We start from the raw sequence: 21,613 nt of genomic DNA on the forward strand, positions 1-21,613 counted from the left end.
GAGTGGGGCGGGGCGGTGCTGCTGGCCACCGAGAATGCGCCCCCGGGCAAGCGCGCCTGGTACGGCATGTTCCCGCAACTGGGCGCGCCGCTGGGCTTCTTCCTGTCCGGCTCGACCTTCCTGCTGCTGTCGCAAACCCTGACGGACGCCGACTTCTTCAGCTGGGGCTGGCGCGTACCCTTCCTGGCCAGCGCGCTGCTGGTGATCGTCGGCCTGTACGTGCGCCTGAAGATCACCGAGACGCCGGACTTCCAGAAGGTCCTGGAGCGCAACGAGCGCGTGCGCCTGCCGGTGGCGGCCGTGTTCCAGTCGCACCCGGGTGCGCTGGTGCTGGGCACCCTGGCGGCGCTGGCGACCTTCGTGATCTTCTACCTGATGACGGTGTTCGCCCTCAGCTGGGGCACCACGGCCCTGCATTACTCGCGCCAGACCTTCCTGCTGCTGCAGCTGTTCGCGATCCTGTTCTTCGGCCTGACGATTCCCATCGCCGCCGTGCTGGCCGACCGCCTCGACCGCCGCCGCGTGATGATCGGCGTCTCGGCTGCGATCGCCGTGTTCGGGCTGGCCTTCGGGCCGCTGTTCGGCTCCGGTTCGCTGGCCATGGTGACCCTGTTCATGGTGCTGGGCCAGTGCCTGATCGGCATGACCTATGGGCCGCTGGGCACCTTGCTGTCGGAGATGTTCCCGCCGGAGGTGCGCTATACCGGCGCCTCGCTGACCTTCAACCTGGCCGGCATCCTGGGCGCCTCGCTGGCGCCTTATGTGGCAACCTGGCTGGCCACCAACCACGGTCTTTCCACTGTCGGCTGGTATTTGAGCGCAGCGGCGCTCATCAGCCTGGCGGCGCTGCTGCCGGTGACGTCCGCAAAGGAGAAGTAATGCTGAGGGGAGGCTGCGCCTGCGGCGCGGTGCGCTATGAAACGGCGGTGGAACCCTTCCACCGCACGCTCTGTCATTGCGTCGACTGCCGGCGCGCGGCGGGGGCGCCGGCCGTGGCCTGGTTCTCGGTGCCGGCGGCCGAGCTGCGCTTCGTCAAAGGAACACCGGCCACGCATCGCTCCAGTCCGCAGGTCGAGCGCAGCGTTTGCGGCGCCTGCGGTACGCCGCTCGCCTACCGCAACGATGCTTACCCGGAGGAGGTCGACGTCACCACCTGCAGTCTCGACGATCCGGCGGCTGCTTCACCCCAGGACCATACCTTCGCTTCGCAGCGACTGCCGTGGATGCGGGTAGACGATGGGCTGCCGGTGTACCCGCGGAGCCGCGGCGATGGCGTGACCCCACCCTACTAGAACGAATAGACCAGCGTCAGCGAAGTCTGGGTATCGGTGTTCTTCTTGTCTTCCGGGACCTTGCTGTCGCTGCGGGCGCTGAAGGCCGCCTTCATCTGCATGGTGCCGTTGATCTTGGTGCTGAGCGCGGTTTCCGCCACCGTGTGCACGTTGGTGGTGCCGCGTTCGACGCTGACCGTCTGGCTGAAGGCCGCCGAGGGGCTGACCCGCCAGCGCAGCTGGGCCGCGCCGTGCACCGTCATGCCGGAATCCTGCTCGCCGGTCGCGCTCTCGCCATGGAAGTAGCCCGGACCGACTTCGACGTCGACCGACTTGTCTTCGCGCTTCATGAGCTGGGTACCGTAACCGACCGCCAGGGTCGAGTAGCGCGTATAGGCGCCGAACTTGTCGTTGACGTGGGAGCCGAGCACGAACGCGCGGTTACCGTCCTGCAGCAGCTTGAAAGCGGCCTTGGCGGACACCTGCCAGCGCTCGGCCGAGCGGTTGCGGGTGCGCGTGCCGTCCTCGTTGACCACTTCGTCTTCCTTGAAGAAGCCGCTGAAGATGTACTCGTTGCTCCAGTTGCTCATCTCGTGGCGGGCGTCGATCTTGCCCGTCACCGAGGTGCCGGTGGTGTTGCCGGAGGTGCTGATCGCGCCCAGTTCGGCGGAGGTAAACCAGTTGCTGCCTTCAGGAAGGGCGGTGGTTGGCGGTTGCGTGAAGTAGGTCGACGTCGGCGCGGTATCCGCGAAGTCGTCCGGCGCGGCGGCGGCCGCGCTGCTTGCGCAGGCAAACGCCAGCGCCCAGATGATCTGAGATTTCATGAGCATCCCATGGTTCAATGGATGGCCGGATATTCTAAACCAAAGCGGATCGTCAAACTCATCAAACCGGCTTTTTTTGCGACACGGATACATGGAAAGATAATGTAATTGTAAATTGTTCATTCATTGCGTTTGCAATTCTAGCTTCCACCCGCCTAGAATATTGCGGTTTGCCGGACATACTGGCATGAATGTATAAGGACCGCACATTGATCAGGCTAGTCATCGCCGACGACCACGAATTGATCCGCGAAGGGATCAAGAAGCTCGTGCGCCACTGCGCCGACCTCAAGGTGGCGGGCGAAGCGGCCGACCTGAAGCAGGCGCTCGCACTGGTGGCCCAGGTCCGCCCCGACCTCGTGGTGCTGGACATCGGCCTGCCCGATGCCGACGGGCTGGATGGGCTGGCGGCCTTGCGGCGACACTTCCCGGACCTGCATGTGCTGATGCTGAGCGGGCACCCGGAGGAACGCTATGCACTGGCGGCCCTGCGCGCCGGCGCCCTCGGCTACGTGTCCAAGGCCAGCGGCTCGGCCGAGCTGCTCGAGGCCCTGCGCCGGGCCGGCCAGGGCACGCGCTGGCTGGGGCCAAGAGTTTCCGCGCTGCTGATGCAGGAGGCGAGCTGTCCGCAGGCCGCCCCGCCGCATCACCTGCTGACCCCGCGTGAGAGCGAGATCGTGGTCCTGATCGGCGCCGGCCTGCAGATCAAGCAGGTCGCCGCCGAGCTTGGGATCAGCATCAGCTCGGTCAATACCTATCGGACCCGCATCTTCCGCAAGATGGGCCTGTCCACCAATGCGGCCCTGATCCGCTACGCCTTGCAGCACGGACTCGCCGGCTGACTCTGTCGTTGCCGATTGGCAACAATGTGAACCAAGCCCTGTCGTTAAATCTGCGACAGAGGCGCTCTCGATTTGCGACATGGCGCATGGCCGGCGCCGCTGAATCCCACTATGAGCGAGCATCCGGAAGCGCCGGCGGCGGGCGGGTCTTGCCTAGCCCGTTAATACGCCGGCCGCTGCATACCCTTCCTTCATGTGCGCGTCACAATGTTATAACTTATCCATCTTGCCTATCGAAATAGCAATCGATACGGCGAATAGCACGCATAGAAGACAAATACGCGAGAGAGAGAGAAATGGCCGGAGACACAGTGGATATCCTGGTCGTCGAAGACAGCCCGACCCAGGCCCAGCATCTGGCGCGCCTGCTGGCGAGCGAACCCGGCTGGCACGTCAGGATCGCGGGCGACGGCGCCAGCGCCCTGGCCGAGGTGGCGCGCCAGCGCCCGCACCTGATCATCAGCGACATCGCGATGCCCGGGATGGACGGCTTTACTCTTTGCCGCACCCTGAAGGACGACCCGGTGCACGCCAGCCTGCCGGTGGTCCTGCTGACCCGGCTGGCGAGCCTGAACGACATCGTGCAGGCGCTGGAATCGGGCGCCGACAGTTTCGTGCGCAAGCCCTACGACGGCATCCAGCTGCGCGAGCGCCTGCAACGCATCCTGCAGGCCTGCGCGCTCGGCACGTCCGACCGTCCCCTCGAATTCATGGCGGCCGAGCGGCGCCAGATCTACGACCTGCTGGTCGCAACCCACGCCCAGGCCCTGCGCATGAATGCGGAACTGGCTGACCAGCGCTGCGTGCTGGAACGCTCCTGCCGTTCGCTGGCGATCCTGCACGGCATGGCAGCCGCGCTCAACGAAGCGGTCGGAGAACAGGCCGTGGCCGAAGCGGCGCTGGCGCACCTGCTGGCCCTGCCGGGCCTGGCCGGCGCCGCGGTCTGCGCGCTCGGCCCGGACGGCATCCAGCGGTCGCTGGCAGCGCGCGGCATGCCGGCTGCGTCGACGGGGCTGCAGCTGTTGCGCCTGCCCCTGCTGGCCCAGCAGCGCGAGGTGGGCGTGCTCGAACTGCTGCCGGCCGGCCCGGTGCTGGGCGAGTCCGAACGCTCGCTGCTGGACAGCGCGGCGACCCAGCTCGGTTCCGCGCTCGAACGCGCGGGCCTGTACGCCTGCATGGAAGCGCTGGTGGTCGAACGCACCGCCGCCCTGCGCTCCGAACGCAACCGCCTGTCGGCCGTGGTCGACACCGCCGGCGCGCTGGTGTTGCTGGCCGCGCCCAGCGGCCATATCGTGATGTTCAACCGCGCCTGCGAGGAAGCCCTCGGCTGGAAGGCCGCCGAGGCCATCGGCCAGCCCTGCTGGGAAGTGGTGCGGCGTGTCGACGACGAGCTCGCGGTGCGGCACGTATTCCAGAACCTGGAAGGCATGCCGCGCACCGCGCGCATGCAGGGCGAATGGCATACCCGCAAGGGCGGCCCGCGCTCGATCATCTGGACCCAGACCCTGCTGCGGCGCGACGACGGCAGCATCGAATACGTGCTCGGCACCGGCATCGACGCCACGGAGCTGCGCGGCGCCGAGGAGCGCCTGCGCTACATCAGCAACTTCGACACCCTGACCGGGCTGCCCAACCGCCTGCTGCTGCGCGACCGCCTGCGCCAGATGAAGGTCCAGGCGCAGGGCGAGGGCCAGGTGCTCGGCTTCATGCTGCTGGGCCTGGGCCGCATGGCGCTGATCCGCGAGGCCCTCGGTCCGGCGGCCGAGCAGGCGCTGGTCCAGGAAGCCGCGGCGCGGCTGCGCGCCATCGCCGGCGCCGATGCCGTGGGCCGCTTCTCCGACGGCAGCTTCGCGGTGCTGGCGATGCGCCCGGTGGCCGAGGACCTGGCGGTGGCGGCGCGCCGCCTGCTGGCCGCGGTCGGCAAGCCCTATGCCTGGGAGTCGGAGGAGCTGCATCTCGACCCGGCGCTCGGGATTGCGGTCTTCCCCAACGACGGCCTGCACTATGACGTGATGGTGCAGGGCGCCGAGGCGGCGCTGCGCCAGTCGCTGGAGAGCGTGGGTCAGCGCTATGCCTTCTACCGCCCGGAACTGAACCAGGGCGCGAACGACCGCTTCAAGCTGGAAAGTGCGCTGCGACGCGCCATCGAACGCGAGGAACTGGTGCTGCACTACCAGCCGCAGGTCGACCTGGCCAGCGGCGCCATCGTCGGCGCCGAGGCCTTGCTGCGCTGGCGCCATCCGGAGCGCGGCCTGGTGCCGCCGGGCGTCTTCATCCCGCTGGCCGAAGAGACCGGCCTGATCATGACCATGGGCGACTGGGTATTGCGCACCGCCTGCAGCCAGCAGCGCAAATGGCGCGACGCCGGGCTGCCGCTGGTGCCGGTTTCGGTCAACCTGTCGGCCCACCAGTTCGACGACCAGATCGTCGGCACGGTCGGCCGCGTGCTCGAGGAGAGCGGGATCGAAGCCGAGCTGCTGGAACTCGAATTGACCGAAAGCGCCTCGATGGCCGACGCCGACAAGAGCGTGGCCCTGCTGGCCCAGCTGAAAAGCATGGGGGTGAAACTGTCGATCGACGACTTCGGCACCGGCTTCTCGAACCTGAACTACCTGAAGCGCTTCCCGGTCGACAAACTGAAGCTGGACCAGTCCTTCGTCGCCGACATTCTCGGCAGCGGCGACGATCTCGCCATCGCGCGCGCGGTCATCGCGATGGCGCATGGCCTGCGCCTTACCGTTGTGGCGGAAGGGGTGGAAGAGGCGGGCCAGCTGGCCCTGCTGGCCGAGCATGGCTGCGACGCCATGCAGGGCTATTACTTCAGCAAGCCGCTGCCGGCCGAGGACTTCGGGAAGATGCTGCGCGATGGCGTCATGCTGGACCGGGCGCCGCTGCGCGAACCGCAGACGGCGCCAGCTTGAAAACTACGTGCCGATGTAAACGATCTTGAAGGCGAACAGCGCGGCGATCACCCAGACGATGGGCGCCACTTCGCGCGCGCGCCCGGTGGTCAGCTTCAGCACCGCATAGGTGATGAAACCGAAGGCGATACCCTCGGCGATCGAGTAGGTGAAGGGGATGGTGAGAGCCGTGATCGCGGCCGGAATCGCCTCCGTGGTGTCGTTCCATTCGATGTCGCCGAGGTCGCGCAGCATCAGGCAGGCCACGAAGAGCAGGGCGGGTGCCGTCGCGTAGGGCGGCACCACGCCGGCCAGCGGCGCGATGAACAGGCAGGCCAGGAACAGCACCGCCACCGTCAGGGCCGTGAGGCCGGTGCGCCCGCCGGCCTGCACGCCGGAGGCGGACTCCAGATAGGCGGTGGTGCTGGAGGTGCCCAGCGCCGCGCCGGCGACGATCGCCGCGCTGTCGGCCAGCAGGGCCTTGTTCAAGCGCTCCATCTTCCCTTCGACCAGCAGCCCGGCGCGGCTGGCCACGCCCATCAGGGTGCCGGTGGCGTCGAACAGCTCGACCAGGAAGAACACCAGGATCACGTTCAGGATGCCGACGGCGAGGGCGCCCGGCACGTCCAGCTGCAGGAAGGTCGGCGCCAGCGAGGGCGGTGTCGAGACCACGTGGTGGAACTCGTTCCCGCCGAAGAAGAAGCTCAGGATCGTCACCCCGATGATGCCGATCAGGATCGCGCCGCGCACCTTCAGGCGGTCCAGGGTCACGATCAGCAGGAACCCGATCATGGCCATGATGGCGCCGCCCTGGTGCAGGTCGCCGACCTTCACGAGCGTCGGTTCGCTGGCCACCACGATGCCGGCGTTCTTCAGCGCGATCAGGGCGAGGAACATGCCCAGGCCGACCGTGATCGCCACCCGCAGCGAGCGCGGGATGCCGTTCACGATCATGGCGCGCAGGCCGAACACCGACACCAGGATGAACAGGCAGCCCGACACGAACACGGCGCCCAGCGCCGCCTGCCAGGGCACCTTCATGCCCAGCACTACCGCGTAGGCGAAATAGGCATTCAGGCCCATGCCCGGCGCCATCGCGATCGGGTAGTTGGCATACAGGCCCATCACCGCGCTGCCGAGCGCCGCCACCAGGCAGGTGGCGACGAACACGGCTTCCTTCGGCATGCCGGCGTCGCCGAGGATGGAAGGGTTGACGAAGATGATGTAGGCCATCGTCAGGAAAGTGGTCAGGCCGGCCAGCATCTCGGTGCGGACGTCGCTGCCGCTTTGCCGGAGGTGAAATAGGCGTTCGAGCATGGTCTTTGAAGGTTCCAATTGGGGAGGGCACGCGTGTATTGATGTTGCGTACGCGCGTCACTGTACAGATGACCGAAGCATAACACCACCGCCCAAAACCGCGATTTTCTTATCTGGCCTGACAAGGTTTCGCTTGAAGCTTTGCCAACCAGTGCAAATTCCGATTGGCGCACAGAACCGTTGTGTCGTCCCGTTGGCGAAAATCCCAACAATTAATGGCTGAATACCCGATCATGCCAATTTGAAAACTGGTAACATAGGTGATACAAATTGGCTGGACCAAAAGCCCGAAAAGCTCTTGCGCCAGTAATATATTAGGCATACCATTCTGATATATCAGAGCGCCGGCCTCCCGGTGCACCCCTACGCAAGGAGCACGACTAGCATGACCGCCTTCATGGACAAGGATTTCCTCCTCACCACCGACGTCGCCAAGAAGCTGTACCACGAGGTAGCAGCCGACCTGCCGGTGATCGATTACCACTCCCACCTGCAGCAGGGCGAAATCGCGGAACGCAAGACCTTCCGCAACATCGCCGAGCTGTGGCTGGGCGGCGACCACTACAAATGGCGCCTGATGCGTACCGCCGGCGTGGCGGAGGAATACTGCACGGGCGAGCGCTCGGACAAGGAAAAATTCCTGGCCTTCTGCAAGGTCCTGCCGCTCGCGATCGGCAACCCGATCTACCACTGGAGCCACCTGGAACTGCGCCGCATCTTCGGCATCGACCTCATCATCAACGAGAAGAACGCCGAGGCGATCTGGGAGCAGGCCAACGCCAGGCTGGCCGGCATGGACACCTGGGCTTTCCTGGAACAGGCCAAGGTCGAAATCGCCTGCACCACCGACGACCCGGTCGACGACCTGCTGCAGCACGCCGAGATCGCGCAATCCGCGCTGAAGACCCGCGTGCTGCCGGCCTACCGTCCGGACAAGGCCATGCGCATCAATAACCCGGGTTTCGTCGAGTACGTGGCGCGCCTGTCGGAAGTCTCGGGCGTGAAGATCGACTCCTTCGCCACCATGATGGCAGCGCTGGCGAAGCGCGTCGGTTACTTCCACGAGCGCGGCGGCCGCATCTCCGACCACGCGATCGACATCCCGCTGCCGGCCAATGCCGCGACCCCGGAGCAGCTGGAAGCCTTCTTCGCCAAGCGCGTGAAAGGCGAGCTGCTGTCCGACCTGGAACAGAGCCAGTACCTGCGCGGCCTGCTGGAGAACATCGGTACCGTCTACGCGAAGTTCGGCTGGACCATGTGCCTGCACATCGGCGCAATGCGCAACAACAATCAGCGCATGTTGGAAACGCTGGGCCCGGACACCGGCTTCGATTCGATCGGCGACATGACCACCTCGAACGGCCTGGTCGCGCTGCTGTCCGCACTGGACGCCAACGACCAGCTGCCGCAGACCATGCTGTTCAACCTGAACCCGGCGATGAACGAAGTGCTGTCGACCATGATCGGCAACTTCCAGGACGGCAGCGTCGCCGGCAAGGTGCAGTTCGGCCCGGCCTGGTGGTTCAACGACCACAAGCTCGGCAACCTGAACCAGATCCTGGCCTTCGGCAACCACTCGGTGCTGGGCATCTTCGTGGGCATGGTGACCGATTCGCGCAGCTTCGCTTCGTATCCGCGCCACGACTACTTCCGCCGCCTGGTCTGCCGCCAGTTCGGTGAATGGGTTGCCGGCGGCGAGTACCCGAACGACTTCGAAGCGCTGAGCACCATCGTGCGCGGCATCTGCTACGAAAACGCCAAGAACTACTTCAAGCTTTAATCAGAGGCTGCACGTTCATGCAACGAGTAATCTGCATCCACCCGGACGACAGCATGCTGGTCGCCCTGACCGACCTGGCGCCGGGCGATGTCGTCACCTGGAATGACGAGAATATCCTGGTCTCGACCGCGGTCAAGACCAAGCACAAGCTGGCGCGCCGCGCCTTCGCCGTGGGCGATGTGCTGAACATGTACGGCGTCCCGGTCGGCAAGGCGACCCAGCCGATCAAGAAGGGCGAGGCGGTCACCACCGAGAACCTGGCGCACTATGCTGCCGAAGTCGAGATCGGCGAAAAGGAAGAGAGCACTGCGCCTTACACCTGGACCCCGCCGGACGTCAGCAGCTTCGACGGCGCCACCTTCAATGGCGTCGTGCGCGCCGACGGCCGCGTGGGCACCGCCAACTACTGGCTGATCTTCCCGCTGGTCTTCTGCGAGAACCGCAACGTCGAGCACCTGCGCAATGCGCTCGAGCGTCCGCTGGGCTACGCCACCGACGACCTGGCCGCGCTGACCTTCCAGTTATTGGGAGAGGACATGGAAGCGCCGAAGCCGGTGGTCCGCCCGTTCCCGAACCTGGACGGCGTGCGCGTCATCACCCACAACGGCGGCTGCGGCGGCACGCGCGCCGATGCGCGCTCGCTGTGCAAGGTGCTGTCGGCCTACGCGGACCACCCGAACGTGGCCGGCATCACCGTGTTCTCGCTGGGCTGCCAGAACGCGCAGATCGGCATGTTCAAGGAAGCCCTCACCAAGCAGAATCCGGACTTCGACAAGCCCGTGCTGATCTACGAACAGCAGCAGTGGGACAGCGAAGAGAAGATGATGAAGGCGGTGCTGCAGGACACGCTTTCTCACCTGAAGGAAGCGAACAGGGTCCAGCGCCGGCCGGTGCCGCTCTCGCACCTGAAGATCGGCGTGAAGTGCGGCGGTTCGGACGGCTTCTCGGGCATCTCCGCGAATCCGACCATGGGCTATGTGTCGGACATGGTGGTCGCCGTCGGCGGCTCCTCGATCCTGGCCGAGTTCCCGGAACTCTGCGGCGTCGAGGCCAACCTGATCGAACGCTGCGTGGAAGACGAGGACAAACGCCGCTTCCTGGGCATGATGCGCGACTTCGAACAGCGCGCGCTGGCGGTCGGCACCCACTTCGCCGACAACCCGAGCCCGGGCAACATCCGCGACGGCCTGATTACTGACGCGATGAAGTCGGCCGGCGCCGCGAAGAAGGGCGGCACCTCGCCCATCGTCTCGGTCTTGGACTACGGCGAGCAGACCGATAAACCCGGCCTGTCCCTGCTGTGCACCCCCGGCGGCGACGTCGAATCGGTGACCGGCATCGTTGCCTCGGGCGCGAACGTGGTGCTGTTCTCGACGGGCCTCGGCACGCCGACCGGCAATCCGATCGTCCCGGTCCTGAAAATCTCCTCGAACAGCCGCGTCGCCGCCAGGCTGAACGACCTGATCGACTACGACTGCGGTCCCATCATCGAGGGCAAACCCCTGCCGGAAGTGGCGCAGGGCCTGTTCGACATGGTCGTCGACACCGCCAGCGGCAAGTACACCTGCAAGGCCGACCGCCTGCAGCAGTACGACTTCATCTTCTGGAAGCGCGACATCTCGCTATGAAAAATTTGAAACGCAGCGCGCCTTTCGCGCTGCCCATCAAGATTCTCCAGTTCGGCCAGGGCAACTTCATGCGCGGCTTCTTCGACTGGCAGGTCGACCTCCTCAACGAGCGCAGCGGCCTGGATGCCGGCGTGGTCGTGGTGCGTCCGCGCGGCGGCAGTGCCGTGCCGCTGCTGGACGTGCAGGACGGCCTGTTCACCGTGCTGGTGCGCGGCCTGAACGAGCAGGGTGAGCCGGTCAAGGAATACCGCACCGTCGAATGCGTCCAGCGCGAGCTGGACCCGAACACGATGTACGGGGACTACCTGGCGCTGGCCGCGAATCCGGACCTGCGCTTCGTGGTGTCGAACACCACCGAAGCCGGCATCGCCGTCAACGACAGCGACCGCCTGGACGATGCGCCCCCGAGCGCCTTCCCTGCCAAGCTGACCCAGTTCCTGTTCAAGCGCTTCGAAGCCTTCGACGGCCTCAGTGGTAAAGCCATGGACAAGGGCCTGGTGCTGCTGCCCTGCGAGCTGATCGACCAGAACGGCCCCGCACTCAAAAAGGCCGTGCTGCACTTTGCGCGCCTGTGGGACCTGCCGGCCGCCTTCGACGCCTGGATCGAGCAAGCCTGCACCTTCTGCTCGACCCTGGTTGACCGCATCGTCACCGGCTACCCGGCGGCGGACGCGGAGAGAATCGCGGAGGACCTTGGCTACAGCGACCAGTTCCTGGTGGCGGCCGAGTACTACTACCTGTTCGTGATCCAGGGCCCGGCATGGGTGGGCGAAGCGCTGAAGCTGGCCGGCGCCGGCCTGAACGTGAAGCTGGTCGACGACATCACCCCCTATAAAAAGCGCAAGGTCGGCATCCTGAATGGCGGCCACACGACCCTGGTGCCTGTCGCGCTGCTGGCCGGCCTCGAGGCGGTGGGTCCGGCGGTCGACGATGAAGGCGTGGGGCGCTTCCTTCGCGCCGCCATTCTGGATGAAATCATCCCGGCGCTTGGCATGGACCGCAAGCAGCTCGAAGCCTATGCCGACGACGTCATCCTGCGCTTCCGTAACCCGGCGATCCACCACCGCCTGGCTTCGATCGCGCTGAACAGCTGGAGCAAGTTTGCCGCGCGCGTGATGCCGCAGCTGCTGCGCTACATCGACATCAACGCCGGCCGCATGCCGCGACGGCTGGTGCTGGCCCTGGCCGCGACCATGCTGCTGTACCGCGGGGGCGTCATCGAACTGTCGGACGACAAGGCCAACCTGGACTGGTTCGCCCAGGCTTGGGGCAAGGTCGGCGCCGGCGAGTGGTCGCTGGCCCAGCTGGCGTCGGGCTGGCTCGCCAACCGCGCGCTGTGGGGCAGGGACCTGAACGAAGTGCCGGGCCTGACCTATGCGCTGACCGTCGCACTGGAACAGCTCAACCGGCAGGGCGTGCGCGAGCTGCTCGCCTAATCAAAAAAATACGCAGGAGACGATATGAAGTTCAAAGGCATGCGCTGGTGGATGGTCGGGCTGGTCACGCTCGGCCTGATCGTCAACTACCTGGCACGTAACACGCTGTCGGTCGCGGCGCCGACCATGATGTCCGAGCTGCACATCAGCACCCAGCAGTATTCGTACATCGTGGTCGCCTGGCAGGTCTGCTACGCGGTGATGCAGCCGGTGGCCGGCTATGTGCTGGATGCGATCGGCACCAAGATCGGCTTCGCGGTGTTCGCCCTGGCCTGGTCGCTGGCCTGCGCCAGCGCCGCGCTGGCCACCGGCTGGCAGAGCATGGCCTTCTTCCGCGGCCTGCTGGGCCTGACGGAAGCGGCCGGCATCCCGGCCGGCGTGAAGGCCACCACCGAATGGTTCCCGGCCAGGGAGCGCTCGGTGGCGATCGGCTGGTTCAACATCGGTTCCTCGATCGGCGCCCTGTGCGCGCCGCCGCTGGTGGTGTGGTGCATCCTGCACGCCGGCTGGCAGACCGCCTTCGTGGTGGTCGGCGCGATCGGCACCGTCTGGACCCTGCTGTGGGCGCTGTTCTACAAGCATCCGCGCGACCAGAAGCTGCTGTCCGATCAAGAACGGGATTACATCCTGTCGGGCCAGGAAGCGAAACACAGCGACAACGCCAGGAAAGCAGGCTGGCGCCAGATCGTCAAGAGCCGGAACTTCTGGTCGATCGCCATCCCGCGCTTCCTGTCGGAGCCGGCCTGGCAGACCTTCAATGCCTGGATCCCGCTGTACATGGCCACCGAGCGCCACATGAACCTGAAGGAGATCGCCGCCTTCGCCTGGCTGCCTTTCCTGGCCGCCGACATCGGCTGCGTGCTGGGCGGCTACCTGTCGCCGATCATCCACAAGCGTTTCAATGTGTCGCTGTTCCAGTCGCGCAAATGGGTGATGGCGATCGGTTCGCTGGCGATGATCGGCCCCGGTTGCGTGGGCCTGGTCGACAGCCCGTACGCGGCTATCGGCCTGCTGTGCATCGGCGGCTTCGCCCACCAGACCCTGTCGGGCGCCCTGTATTCCATCACCTCGGACGTCTTCGGCAAGAACGAAGTGGCAACCGCCACCGGCCTTGCCGGCATGTCCGGCTACCTGGGTGCGACCCTGTTCACGCTGTTGTTCGGCGTGCTGGTCACCCATGTCGGCTACAGCCCGATGTTCGTCGTGCTGGCCGTTTTCGATGTGCTCGCTGCCATCGTCGTCTGGATGCTGGTGCGTGAGGGTTCCTCCAACACGCCGCATCCGCCCATGAAAGCCGTGCCGACCGTTCAGGCGGCGCAAAACTCGTAATCCGTAACAGAAGAGAGCACCAAATGACGCAATTCATCACCAGGAAGACCCTCCTGGCCGCCGCCGCACTGGCCTGCCTGTCGAATGTCTCGATGGCGGAAACCACGCTCGGCGAACTCGCAAACCTGAAAGTCGACACCACCATCTACGGCTTCCTCAACGGCCAGCTGGAATCGGTCCAGGCCCAGGGCGGCGCCACCCCGTACAGCACCCGCGGCCGCGTCTCGGACGGCAATTCGCGCCTTGGCTTCCGCGGCAACATCGGCGTTACCGATGACCTGAAAGGCGTGTGGCAGCTGGAAGCCGCGCTGAACAACTTCGACCAGGGCGGCGTCAACACCCGCGGCGAATCGACCACCCTCAGCTCGCGCAACAGCTACGTCGGCGTCGAGAGCGCCAAGTTCGGTACTTTCGTCGTCGGTAACAACGACTCGGTCTACCGCAGCCTGATCGGCTCGGGCGGCGAGTTCGGCGGCAACCTGGGCCTGACCGTCCACGGCCTGGACGTCTGGAACAACACCTCGGCCCAGCTGACCGGCAACGCCGACAGCATCTTCTCGCGCGGCGAAGCGCGCTACAAGAATTCGGCGCACTACCTGTCGCCCGTGTACTACGGCTTCCAGGTCGGCGCTTCCTATGGCTTCGACGAGAACCAGGAGTCCAACACCAACCGCGGCCGCTGGTCGGTCGCCGCCAAGTACACCCTGGGCGCGTTCTCGATCGGCGCCGGCTACGACCGCCAGAACAACACCGGCGTCGACACCGACGCCGCGGTGGCGGGCTACGGCTTCCGCACCATGGATTCGTCGGGCGTGAACACCAGCTTCGCCAAAGTCATCGGCCGTTACAGGCTGCCGACCAACACCACCATCGGCCTCGGCTTCGAGCAGGGCAAGTACGGCTACGAGCAGGTCGCGGTGCCGACCGCCGGCAACTTCTACACCGGCACCACCGTCGGCACCATGAAGCAAAATGCCGTCATGCTGTCGCTGGCCCAGGACATCGGCAAGGCCAGCATCATGGCCTCGGCCGGCAAGCTGTTCGACCTGAAGGGCGCGACCTTCGGCAAGGAGAGCGACTACGCCGCCAACCAGTACTCGATCGGCGCGATCTACAACCTGAACCGCTACCTGAGCCCATACGTCTACTACACCAAGATCCGCAACCACGCCCAGCAGAACGTGAACCTGGGCCAGGCGCCGGTGTACAGCAACAACGCCGGCAAGGAAGACGCCTTCCTGGCCCCGGGCAACAGCCCGCGCGCCTTCGGCGTCGGCCTGATCGCCCGCTTCTAAGCACCTGCACATACAAGCAACAAGAGAGACACAAGCAATGAGCAAGCAAGTAATGAAAGACGTCCGTCTCGTGGTACCAATGCTGGCAATCGCAGCCTCGCTGGCCGCCTGCGGCGGCGGTGGCGGCGGCGGTTCCACCGAATCGGCCGTGACCTACACCGCGGGCAGCGTGGTGCAAGTCGGCACCACCTCCTATGACCCGGATCTGCCGGCCGAACCGAACCTGCCGAGCGACACCCAGGTGTGCGCGACCCTGGAAGCGAATCCGAAGCTGGTGCGCCGTCCTGACGGCTCGCTGCCGCCGGAAGCCGATCCGAACAAGGCCGGCGCCGGCGTCGCCCAGGACCCGGCCGTCATCAACCCCGACCAGGCCCGCATTCAGGCCGCGCTGGACGCCTGCGGCGCCGGTGTGGACCTCGAGGTCGGCGCGAAGATCGCCGCTGCCGACGCCACCGCGACCGCCGCCCAGAAAGCCGCGGCCAAGCCGAACGTCAACATCGCCGGCGTTTCGGGCGAAGAACTGGCCAAGCCGGCCTACAAGGCGTCGAAGTTCGCCGTGCGCCTGGTCGTCAACCCGAAGGGCGGCGACGGTTTCATCTCCGGTCCGCTGACCCTGCCGTCGGGCGTGACCCTGTGGATCGACAAGGGTGTGACCCTGTACGCGACCCGCGATGCGAAGGCCTATGTGGCCGACGCGGCCTCCAACAAGTTCTGCGCCAACACCGCGACTTCGTCGTCGAAAGCCGGCTCCTCGTCGAACTGCCTGCCGCTGATCGGCGGCGACAACCTGGTCAACTCGGCCGTGATGGGCGACGGCGCGATCGACAGCCGCGGCTACGCCGAGATCGTCACCACCGATAAACTGTACCCGCTGATGAAGGTCGACATGACCTGCTCGAACACCTATACGGCGTGGAAGAGCGGCACCCAGGCTGCGGACGGCACCCCGTGCGACGACGGCGGCACCATCGTCAACCTGAAGTCCTCGGCCCGCAACATGACCTGGTGGGATCTGGCCTACCTGGGCAACATGGTCCAGAACGGCACCACCGGCTTCGGTTCGCAGTCGAACTTCCGCATGATGGTCTTCAACTACGCGAAGAACCTGACCCTGTACCGCGTCACCCTGAACAACAGCGCCAACTTCCACGTCGTGCCGAGCGGCGTCGATGGCCTGACCGTGTGGGGCGTGAAGGTCCAGACCCCGTCGCTGGCGGCCTTCGCCAACCCGGCAGGTAACGGCAATCCGCTGTACACCGGCGAAGTCTTCAACGAAGACAACGTCAAGAACACCGATGCCTTCGACCCGGGTTCGTCCTCGAAAGCCACGTCGAGCGCACTGACGACCGGCTCGTCGACCAGGTCGGCCGCCAAGATGTCCTTCGACGGCTACCTGAAGAACTTCGTGTTCGCCTACAACTACGTGTCGACCGGCGACGACGACATGGCCTTCAAGGGCAGCCAGAACCCGTCGCCTTCGGGCTCGGGCCTGCCCGGCATCGACGGCAACCGCGACGTCCGTTCGGACCGCAAGCACGGCATGGTCGTGGCGCACAACCACATCTACTACGGCCACGGCATCTCGGTCGGTTCCGAGACCAACGCCGGCGTGACCAACATCGAGGTGTACGACAACGCGTTCTGGGATTCGGAAGAAGGCCTGCGCATCAAGTCGGACTACGCCCGTGGCGGTGAGGTCAGCAATGTTCACTACAAGAACATCTGCATCAAGAACGGCCTGAACGCGCTGCTGTTCACCCCGTACTACTCGACCAAGGCGATCAAGGACGACCCGCTGTTCCCGAACTTCCATGACATCACCATGGAGAACGTGCGCATCCAGGGCAAGACCGCGGTCAAGCTGCAGGGCTTCCAGGCCAACACCGGCGGCTTCGGCAACCCGCAGTACCCGCTGGTCATGAACATGACCAACGTGGTTGCCGACAGCCCGGACGAGATCACCCTGACCACCTCGGACGCGAATCTGACGGTCAAGGGCGTGAACCTGCCGCTGATCGCCACCGCGGACAACCGCAACGTGATCAACGGCGTGCCGACCAAGGCGGTCGATCCGTCGAAGGTGGTGGACTGCTCGAAGGCCTACGTGGACTTCCCGGCAATCGGCGCTTCGAACTACTTCGGTTCGACCTGGGATTCGCGTCACTAAGCATCAAACCCGTCGTCCCCGCGAAGGCGGGGACCCAAGTTCGCTAAGCTGACGGCTAGGCTTGATTTTAGTGGCTGCCCGCCAAACTTGGGTTCCCGCCTCCGCGGGAACGACGTTTTCAATTTTGAGGAATGCACATGGAAGCACAAACCGTCTACGCAATCGGTGAATGCATGATCGAGCTGCAGCGCAGCGCAGGCGGCGCGGGCATGGATTACCGCTTCGGCGGCGACACGCTCAACGCCGCGGTCTACATGTCGCGCCTGCTCGATCCGGCCAGGGTGCGGGTGGCCTACGTGACCGGGCTGGGCGTGGACGGCATGTCGGCCGAGATGCTGGCCAGCTGGGAAGCGGAAGGCATCGATACGCGTTGCGTGCAGCGCCTGCCGGAGCGCCTGCCGGGCATCTACATGATCGAGCTTGACGCCAGCGGCGAGCGCCGCTTCCATTACTGGCGCAAGGATTCCGCAGCGCGCCACTGGCTCGAGGCCCCGGAGGCCGGCAAGGTGCTGGTACAGCTGGCGGCCGCGCGCATGGTCTACCTGTCGGGCATCAGCCTGGCGATTCTTTCCGAAGCCGACCGCGAGCTGCTGATCGCCGCGCTGGCCCAGTGCCGCACGCGCGGCGGTTCGGTCGTCTTCGACAACAACTACCGCCCGCGCCTGTGGGAAAGCCCGCAGGCGGCCGCCGAAGTCTACCGCCGCGTGCTGGCCCATACCGACATCGCACTGCTGACCCTGGACGACGAGCACGCGCTCTACGGCCAGGAAACGGCGCGCCGCGTGGTCGAGCGCACGCGCGGCTACGGCGTCAGGGAAGTGGTCGTGAAATGCGGCGCCGAACCCTGCGTGGTCTGGGCCGAAGGCCAGCTTCACGAGGTGGCGCCGGCGCCGGTGCAGGACGTGGTCGACACCACGGCGGCCGGCGATTCCTTCGGCGCAGCCTACATGGCGGCGCGCCTGTCGGGCCAGGATCCGGCGGCGGCGGCGCGCGCCGGACACAGGCTGGCCGGGACCGTGATCCGCCATCGCGGGGCGATCATTGCGCGTGAGCTGATGCCGACCTGAAGACCGTCATTCCCGCGCAGGCGGGAATCCAAGTTGGATACGCAGCCCCTACGCTCGAGCGCAGCCGGCAGCGCAACGAACTTGGGTTCCCGCCTTCGCGGGAACGACGTGTCACGTTAAACTCCCAGCTATGAACACGCCAAGACCTCCCAGCCCCGTGGCCGAATCCAGCATGAGCGCTTCGCGCCGCGTCTATCTCTGCCTGCGCCAGCGCATCGTCGAGATGAGCATGCTGCCCGGCGCGCGCGTGGTCGAGCGCGAGATCGCCGAGGAGTTCGGCACCAGCCGCACGCCGGTGCACGAGGCCGTGCAGCGCCTGGCGGACGAAGGCCTGATCGAGGTGATCCCACGTTCCGGCACCTTCGTGGCCCGCATTCCGCTGGACCAGCTGGAAGAGGCCAACCTGGTGCGCCATGCGCTGGAGACGGCCGTGATCGAGAAGGCCGCCGAGCGGGCCGGCCCGGAGGGTGCGGCCAGGCTGCGCGCCATCCTCGACGAGCAGGAAGCGGCGATCGCGGCCAAGGATTTCCGCGCTTTCCACCGCAGCGACGAGATGTTCCATGCGGCGCTGACGGAGCTGTCCGGCTATCCGGGCGTGTGGCCGATCATCCTGCAGGCCAAAACCCAGATGGACCGCTACCGCCAGCTGACCCTTCCGCTGGAAGGCCGCATGGCCGGCGTGCTGGAAGAGCACCGCGCGGTGGTCGCCGCCATCGAGGCGCGCGATCCGGCCGCCGCAGTGAACGCGATGCGCGAGCATCTGGATCATGTCATGCCGGTGTTGGAAATTACACGAAAGTTGCGTCCCGAGTTCTTCACGAGCCACCTGAACGGACGCCCCCTACGGTAGAATTGCCGTACGTCAACTAGCACCATCCCGGTGCGCCTCCGCTGCATAAGAAGTCCATCATGAAAGTATCGAATCGTCTCCTCATTCTCGTTGGCGCCGCCGTCGTCGCACTCGCCACGCTCGGCGGCCTCGGTCTGACCACCCTGCAGCGCGCGATGCAGTACGACCGCGAAGCCGAAATCACCAATATGCTGGCGATGGGCGAACACCTGGTCGCCCATTACTACGACGAACAGAGGCAGGGCAGGCTGACGCCGGAGCAGGCGCAAGCCGCCGCCAAGGAAGCGTTGACCCAGCTGAACAACGAAGGCAAGAGCTATTACTGGGTGCGCACGCCCGCCGGCCTGAACCTGGTGCATCCGAAGCCGGAAAACATCGGCAAGATCGCCCAGGGCGAGACCCTGCACGGCCGCCCGGACGCGCAGGCCTACAGCGAAGGCCTGGCGAAGGAACGCGTGGCCCTGGTCACGGTCAAGGCCAGGCACCCGGAGAGCGGCCGGATGGGCGGCAAGCTGCAGGGCGTGATCGCCTTCGAGCCCTGGGGCTGGTGGATCGGCACGGGCTTCTTCTCGGACGACATCGACGCGCAGTTCTGGGGCACGGCAGGCCAGTTCTCGGCCGTGTTCCTGGCCGCGCTGGCGGCGATCGCGCTGCTGGGCTGGAACGCGGTGCGCTCGATCACCGGCACGCTGGGCGCCGACCCGGCCATCGCCACCGCGATCACCCGCCGCATCGCCGACAAAGACCTGTCGCGCCCCGTCTACCTGGACGGCGCCGGCGACAAGAGCCTGCTGAAGGCGATCGCCCGCATGCAGGACGAGCTGTCCGGCACGGTGCGCCGGATCCGCGACCATTCGCGCACCATCGCCGAGGCCTCGCAGCAGATCGCCGCCGGCAACCTCGACCTGTCCTCGCGCACCGAGTCGCAGGCCAGCGCGCTCGAAGAGACCGCGGCCGCGATGGAAGAACTGACCGGCACCGTGCGCCAGAACGCCGAGCACGCGCTGCACGCCAACGAACTGGCCTCGCGCGCGTCGAAGGCCGCCAGGGATGGCGGCGCCGTGATGGGCGAAGTGGTGCGCACCATGAGCGCGATCGAAGAATCGAGCAAGCGCATCGCCGACATCATCGGCGTCATCGACGGAATCGCCTTCCAGACCAATATCCTGGCGCTGAACGCGGCCGTCGAGGCGGCCAGGGCCGGCGAGCAGGGCAGGGGCTTCGCGGTCGTCGCCGGCGAAGTGCGTTCGCTGGCCCAGCGCTCGGCCCTTGCTGCCAGCGAGATCAAGGGCCTGATCGGCGCCTCGGTGGCGGAAGTCGGCAACGGCAGCCGCCTGGTCGGCCAGGCCGGCGCCGCGATGCAGGCCATCGTCGGCGAAATCGGCCAGGTCAGTACCATCATCGGCGAGATCTCGAGCGCGAGCAGCGAGCAGACCCAGGGGATCGACCAGATCAACCAGGCCATCATCGGCATGGATGACGTCACCCAGCAGAACGCGGCGCTGGTCGAGGAAGCCGCCGCCAGCGCCCAGCAGCTGCAGGAACTGTCGCGCGAACTGGCCGAGCTGGTGGCCGTGTTCCGCCTCGAGGACAACTGGGCCGGCAAGGCCGCGGTGGCGCGCGAACCTTCACTGCGCCTGGCCGCCTGACTATAAAAAGCGGTAGGCGAGGTTTTTTGACGCCATTTGATAACATGGTGCCTTGTTCACCATAATTGAATGTCGCCATGCCCAAAAATAAGCGCCCAGCTCCCCGCAAAACCGCGAAACCGGCGGAGGAGGCCGATCACGAGGCGCTGGCCCAGAACCTGGTCGATCTCGCCCTCGAAATCACCGAAGCCGACCCCGAGGACCTGCAGGCCGCCGCCCGCAAGCCGCAATTCGAGCAGGACCTGCTGACCCTGGTCCGCCGCGCCCTGCGCCGCAACCACGACGAGGTGCTGTACGGCGCCATCGAAGCCGCGCGCTACACCGATCCCGACTGCTGCCGCTACCTGCAGGAGCAGATCGAGGAAGAGGCCGCGACCCTGCGCCTGCGCGACGAGGACGGCGACGAACTGGAAATCGACGCTTTCATGATCCCGCTGTTCGTCAGCACTCTGGGGGGCCTGAAGGCGGACCAGGTGTTCCAGGACGACGCCGCCTTCGAGGAACTGAGCGACAGCTTCCGCCACACCGGCCTGGCCAGCGCGGACAGCCGCGTGGTGCTGGTCCGTTACCTGTATGACCTGGACGAGGTCGACCACATCGGCTACAGCGGCCTGCAGCAGATGCTGAAGGAAGCCGCGGCCTCGATGCGCAGCAAGAAGCTGGTGGCGGCACCCGCCATCGAAGCCAGCATGCGCGGCTGGCACGCCAGCGGCTACAGCCCCGACGACGAAGCGATGGAACTGCGCTTCCTGCTCGGCTTCTCGCTGAAGCACGCCGACGATCCTTTCTACAAGGTGCCGAAGGACGAAGCGGCCGCCGACGCCTATTTCGAAGGCCGCATGGCGCGCTACCGCATGTGGGCCGGCACCATACAGCCGCTGCTGGCGCGCAGCCTGTCGCCGGCTAACCCGGCAGAGATCGAAATCAACTTCCTGTACCAGGACCTGTTCTACGGCGCCAAGGGGCAGGGCGTGGCCGAGCTGGGCATGCTGGCCACGCTCGCCGAAGTCAACGCCCGCCTGGAAGAGCTGGAACGCGAACCGGATCGCATCAAGGCCGTGGTGGCGCCGGTAGACCTGGTCGACCACGCCGCCCTGCGCATCAACCTGTACCCACTGGACGGCGGGGCGCCGCTGGCTTCGGTCGACAAGCCGCTGGACCTGGCGGCGGACCTGGAGACCGAGATGGAGGACCTTTGCGACGGGCTGGGTACGGTCGGCCTGGACGGGATCCTGGTGGCGCGGGGCTTCGATGCGGG

16 protein-coding genes are annotated in these 21,613 nt (G+C 66.0%); 14 read left to right on the forward strand and 2 right to left on the reverse strand.

Features of this window, described 5'->3' with window-relative positions:
* Both LQV39_RS25770 and LQV39_RS25775 read left to right on the forward strand, forming a co-directional pair.
* Positions 1 to 879 (forward strand): MFS transporter (locus LQV39_RS25770; RefSeq protein WP_230030048.1); only part of this gene is annotated, 879 nt, incomplete at its 5' end.
* Positions 879 to 1,292, forward strand: coding sequence for a GFA family protein (locus tag LQV39_RS25775; protein WP_230030049.1), 414 nt, complete (start codon positions 879 to 881; stop codon positions 1,290 to 1,292). The genes LQV39_RS25770 and LQV39_RS25775, both read left to right, overlap by 1 nt.
* Here LQV39_RS25775 and LQV39_RS25780 read toward each other — a convergent pair.
* Complete coding sequence (locus tag LQV39_RS25780) at positions 1,289 to 2,095, reverse strand: YdiY family protein (RefSeq protein ID WP_307727876.1); 807 nt, start codon at positions 2,093 to 2,095, stop codon at positions 1,289 to 1,291. The genes LQV39_RS25775 and LQV39_RS25780 overlap by 4 nt on opposite strands.
* A gap of 209 nt (positions 2,096 to 2,304) precedes the next feature.
* Here LQV39_RS25780 and LQV39_RS25785 point away from each other — a divergent pair, with 209 nt between their 5' ends.
* Both LQV39_RS25785 and LQV39_RS25790 read left to right on the forward strand, forming a co-directional pair.
* Entirely contained in the window at positions 2,305 to 2,937 is a 633-nt protein-coding gene (locus LQV39_RS25785) for a response regulator transcription factor (RefSeq protein WP_230030051.1), read from the forward strand.
* Positions 2,938 to 3,248: 311 nt separating this feature from the next.
* Positions 3,249 to 5,858, forward strand: coding sequence for an EAL domain-containing protein (locus tag LQV39_RS25790; protein ID WP_230030052.1), 2,610 nt, complete (start codon positions 3,249 to 3,251; stop codon positions 5,856 to 5,858).
* 3 nt (positions 5,859 to 5,861) lie between these two features.
* Here the strand turns inward: LQV39_RS25790 and LQV39_RS25795 are convergent, their stop codons facing one another.
* Positions 5,862 to 7,154 carry an NCS2 family permease gene (locus tag LQV39_RS25795; protein WP_230030053.1) on the reverse strand — a complete coding sequence of 431 codons (1,293 nt, stop codon included), beginning with the start codon at positions 7,152 to 7,154 and terminating at the stop codon, positions 5,862 to 5,864.
* Positions 7,155 to 7,539: 385 nt separating this feature from the next.
* Here LQV39_RS25795 and uxaC point away from each other — a divergent pair, with 385 nt between their 5' ends.
* The 10 genes from uxaC to LQV39_RS25845 form a co-directional block, all read left to right on the forward strand.
* Positions 7,540 to 8,934: a glucuronate isomerase gene (uxaC, locus tag LQV39_RS25800; RefSeq protein ID WP_230030054.1), complete on the forward strand. Its 1,395-nt coding sequence runs from the start codon at positions 7,540 to 7,542 to the stop codon at positions 8,932 to 8,934.
* 17 nt (positions 8,935 to 8,951) lie between these two features.
* Positions 8,952 to 10,562, forward strand: coding sequence for a UxaA family hydrolase (locus LQV39_RS25805; RefSeq protein WP_230030055.1), 1,611 nt, complete (start codon positions 8,952 to 8,954; stop codon positions 10,560 to 10,562).
* On the forward strand, positions 10,559 to 11,998 hold the full coding sequence (locus LQV39_RS25810) for a tagaturonate reductase (protein WP_230030056.1): 1,440 nt from the start codon (positions 10,559 to 10,561) through the stop codon (positions 11,996 to 11,998). The genes LQV39_RS25805 and LQV39_RS25810 overlap by 4 nt, the downstream gene beginning before the upstream one ends.
* A gap of 24 nt (positions 11,999 to 12,022) precedes the next feature.
* Positions 12,023 to 13,327 carry an MFS transporter gene (locus LQV39_RS25815; RefSeq protein ID WP_230030057.1) on the forward strand — a complete coding sequence of 435 codons (1,305 nt, stop codon included), beginning with the start codon at positions 12,023 to 12,025 and terminating at the stop codon, positions 13,325 to 13,327.
* A gap of 23 nt (positions 13,328 to 13,350) precedes the next feature.
* Positions 13,351 to 14,622, forward strand: coding sequence for a porin (locus LQV39_RS25820; protein WP_230030058.1), 1,272 nt, complete (start codon positions 13,351 to 13,353; stop codon positions 14,620 to 14,622).
* A gap of 37 nt (positions 14,623 to 14,659) precedes the next feature.
* On the forward strand, positions 14,660 to 16,789 hold the full coding sequence (locus LQV39_RS25825) for a glycoside hydrolase family 28 protein (RefSeq protein ID WP_230030059.1): 2,130 nt from the start codon (positions 14,660 to 14,662) through the stop codon (positions 16,787 to 16,789).
* A 137-nt stretch (positions 16,790 to 16,926) separates the two neighbouring features.
* Positions 16,927 to 17,856, forward strand: coding sequence for a sugar kinase (locus LQV39_RS25830; RefSeq protein ID WP_230030060.1), 930 nt, complete (start codon positions 16,927 to 16,929; stop codon positions 17,854 to 17,856).
* 172 nt (positions 17,857 to 18,028) lie between these two features.
* Positions 18,029 to 18,706 carry a GntR family transcriptional regulator gene (locus LQV39_RS25835; RefSeq protein ID WP_230030061.1) on the forward strand — a complete coding sequence of 226 codons (678 nt, stop codon included), beginning with the start codon at positions 18,029 to 18,031 and terminating at the stop codon, positions 18,704 to 18,706.
* 59 nt (positions 18,707 to 18,765) lie between these two features.
* Positions 18,766 to 20,355, forward strand: coding sequence for a methyl-accepting chemotaxis protein (locus LQV39_RS25840; protein ID WP_230030062.1), 1,590 nt, complete (start codon positions 18,766 to 18,768; stop codon positions 20,353 to 20,355).
* Between the two features lie 77 nt (positions 20,356 to 20,432).
* On the forward strand, positions 20,433 to 21,613 hold a 1,181-nt coding region (locus tag LQV39_RS25845), incomplete at its 3' end, for a DUF2863 family protein (RefSeq protein ID WP_230030063.1).

It is taken from the genome of Massilia sp. Bi118, from assembly GCF_918697865.1.
In the GTDB taxonomy this organism is placed as follows: domain Bacteria; phylum Pseudomonadota; class Gammaproteobacteria; order Burkholderiales; family Burkholderiaceae_D; genus Telluria.